This window comes from Arcicella aquatica (assembly GCF_034928825.1).
In the GTDB taxonomy this organism is placed as follows: domain Bacteria; phylum Bacteroidota; class Bacteroidia; order Cytophagales; family Spirosomataceae; genus Arcicella; species Arcicella aquatica.
The window spans coordinates 1-3467 of sequence record NZ_JAYFUL010000091.1; the positions used below are offsets into that span (position 1 = coordinate 1).

Genomic DNA, 3467 nt, shown 5'->3' on the forward strand with positions numbered 1-3467 from the left:
CGTTTCTATCATACTCAAAAGATACTTAGAGGTACTGTAAAGTGCTAAAGATATTGGATTGAATTGGGCTTGTAGCTCAGGTGGTTAGAGCGCTACACTGATAATGTAGAGGTCCGTGGTTCGAGTCCACGCAGGCCCACCGAGTATAGGGAGGTTTGTGTTGGGGCGTTAGAATTGGGGGATTAGCTCAGCTGGCTAGAGCACCTGCCTTGCACGCAGGGGGTCAACGGTTCGAATCCGTTATTCTCCACATGGAGTAATAGAGTAAAGAGATTATGGATAAATCTAAAGAGGTTTATCGTCGATATTGTGAGTTTAGTTACTGAGAAGTATTAGACGAATAATAGAAGAGTTCATTGACATATTGTGAAAGATAGAGAAACGAGTAAGAACATTAAACATTATTAATACGGTTTGATAAAGCGAATTAAGGGTGTATGGGGGATGCCTTGGATCTTGTAGGCGATGAAGGACGTGTTAAGCTGCGATAAGCTACGGGGAGATGCACAAAATTGTTAATCCGTAGATTTCCGAATGGGGCAACCCAATAGTTTGAAGAACTATTACCACGCTAATGCGTTGGAGCAAACCTGGAGAACTGAAACATCTAAGTACCCAGAGGAAAAGAAAACAAAAGTGATTCCGTAAGTAGTGGCGAGCGAACGCGGAGAAGCCCAAACCAGGGTTGTTACGGCAATACTGGGGTTGTAGGACGGTTTTTTAGAATAAAGAGGAATTTGAATGACTTGGGAAAGTCGACCATAGAAGGTGATAGTCCTGTAAGAGTGGAATCTTTAAACGTAACCGTATCCTGAGTAGGGGGGGACTGGAGAAATCCCCTTTGAAACTGCCGGCACCATCCGGTAAGGCTAAATACTAACAAGATACCGATAGTGAACGAGTACTGTGAAGGAAAGGTGAAAAGTACCCCGAGCAGGGGGGTGAAAAGACCCTGAAACCATACACTTACAAGCGGTCGGAGCAGAGCGATTCTGTGACGGCGTGCCTTTTGCATAATGACCCTACGAGTTACTCTTCCTGGCAAGATTAAGGTTTACAGAACTGGAGTCGGAGCGAAAGCGAGTCTGAATAGGGCGTTTAGTCAGGGGGAGTAGACGCGAAACCTTGTGATCTACCCATGGCCAGGTTGAAGGTGTGGTAACACACACTGGAGGACCGAACGAGTTTACGTTGAAAAGTATTTCGATGAGCTGTGGGTAGGGGTGAAAGGCTAATCAAACTGGGAAATAGCTCGTACTCCCCGAAATGTTTTTAGGAACAGCGTCGTGGTTATTTTCATGCAGGTAAAGCTACCAATAGGACTAGGGGGAGTCACATCCTACCAAATCCTGATGAACTCTGAATGGCATGAAATTTACACGGCAGTGAGGGCAGGGGTGCTAAGGTCACTGTCCGAGAGGGAAAGAACCCAGACCAACAGCTAAGGTCCCTAAATCTATACTAAGTTGAACAAAGGAGGTCTGATTGCAGAGACAGCCAGGATGTTAGCTTGGAAGCAGCTATTCATTTAAAGAGTGCGTAACAGCTCACTGGTCGAGCGAGGCGGGCATCGATAATAAACGGGCATCAAGTATAGTACCGAAGCTTTGGATTATATATTTTATATATACTGGTAGGGGAGCATTCTGACATCAGCGAAGGTGAATCGACAAGGTTCATTGGAGAGGTCAGAAAAGCAAATGTAGGGATGAGTAACGATAATGCGGGCGAGAAACCCGCACGCCGAAAAGTCAAGGTTTCCTCAGCTATGCTAATCAACTGAGGGTTAGTCGGGGGCTAAGGGTTTAGCGAAGGCGACGACTTAATGCACATCAGGTTAATATTCCTGAACTTACTAATAGGGAAACACAATGACGGAGATTCGTGGTTGGCAGGTACTGACGGAATAGTGCCTTTGAGCAGCAGCCGCAAGGCAGAAGCGAGTCAGCGAAGAGACTTCCAAGAAAAGTTGTGAATCTATACTTATTAGTAACCCGTACCGTAAACCGACACAGGTGACTGGGAAGAATATTCTAAGGCGCTCGAGTGAATCACGGCTAAGGAACTCGGCAAATTAACCCTGTAACTTCGGGATAAAGGGAGCCTACTCAGCGATGAGAGGCCGCAGAGAATTGGTCCAGGCGACTGTTTAACAAAAACACATGGCTTTGCAAAAACGAAAGTTGACGTATAAGGCCTGACACCTGCCCGGTGCTGGAAGGTTAAGAGGGGATGTTAGCGCAAGCGACGCATTGAATCGAAGCCCCAGTAAACGGCGGCCGTAACTATAACGGTCCTAAGGTAGCGAAATTCCTTGTCGGGTAAGTTCCGACCTGCACGAATGGTGTAACGATCTGGACACTGTCTCAGCCGTGAGCTCGGTGAAATTGTAGTAACGGTGAAGATGCCGTTTACCCGCAACGGGACGGAAAGACCCCATGAACCTTTACTATAGCTTAGCATTGAGTTCTGGTACTGGATGTGTAGGATAGGTGGGAGACTATGATATAGTGTCGCTAGGCATTATGGAGTCAACGTTGAAATACCACCCTTCTTGTACTGGAATTCTAACCTAAATAGGGACATTGCTTGGTGGGTAGTTTGACTGGGGTGGTCGCCTCCAAAAGAGTAACGGAGGCTTTCAAAGGTACCCTCAGCACGCTTGGTAACCGTGCGTAGAGTGCAATAGCAAAAGGGTGCTTGACTGTGAGACATACAAGTCGATCAGGTACGAAAGTAGGATATAGTGATCCGGTGGTTTAGTATGGAACAGCCATCGCTCAAAGGATAAAAGGTACTCTGGGGATAACAGGCTGATCTCCCCCAAGAGCTCACATCGACGGGGAGGTTTGGCACCTCGATGTCGGCTCGTCACATCCTGGGGCTGGAGAAGGTCCCAAGGGTTCGGCTGTTCGCCGATTAAAGTGGCACGCGAGCTGGGTTCAGAACGTCGTGAGACAGTTCGGTCCCTATCTGTTGTGGGCGTAGGATTATTGACAGGTTCTGACTTTAGTACGAGAGGACCGAGTTGGACTGACCGCTGGTGTATCAGTTGTTCTGCCAAGAGCATAGCTGAGTAGCTACGTCGGGACCAGATAAGCGCTGAAAGCATCTAAGTGCGAAACTGACCTGAAGATGAGTAATCCATATAAGGGCGGTCGTAGATGACGACCTTGATAGGTTGCAGATGTAAAGGTAGAAATACCAAAGTCGAGCAATACTAATTACCCAAGAGCTTTATTCATATAACCGTATGCTATATAATCTTTATAGTTCTTACTCTTCAACATCTTTCACAATATTATATGAATTACTCATAAAGAAATAGAGCTTAATAGCTCACAGACTTTATGGGGTTGATAGGACTGGTGTTCACCTCTTCCCATCTCGAACAGAGAAGTTAAGCCCAGTTCCGTTGATGATACTGCAATCACATGCGGGAAAGTAAATAAACCCCAAAAATATTA

General features: G+C 46.3%; 2 tRNA genes and 2 rRNA genes. All 4 read left to right on the top strand.

The annotated features are described in order from the left end of the window. Positions 1-65: 65 nt before the first annotated feature. The 4 genes from VB264_RS24820 (at position 66) to rrf (ending at position 3461) form a co-directional block, all read left to right on the top strand. A tRNA-Ile gene (locus VB264_RS24820) sits at positions 66-139 on the top strand. A 37-nt stretch (positions 140-176) separates the two neighbouring features. After that, positions 177-250, top strand: a tRNA-Ala gene (locus VB264_RS24825). Positions 251-416: 166 nt separating this feature from the next. Next, a 23S ribosomal RNA gene (locus tag VB264_RS24830) occupies positions 417-3244 on the top strand. A gap of 105 nt (positions 3245-3349) precedes the next feature. Continuing rightward, a 5S ribosomal RNA gene (gene rrf / locus VB264_RS24835) occupies positions 3350-3461 on the top strand. The last annotated feature ends 6 nt before the right edge of the window (positions 3462-3467 follow it).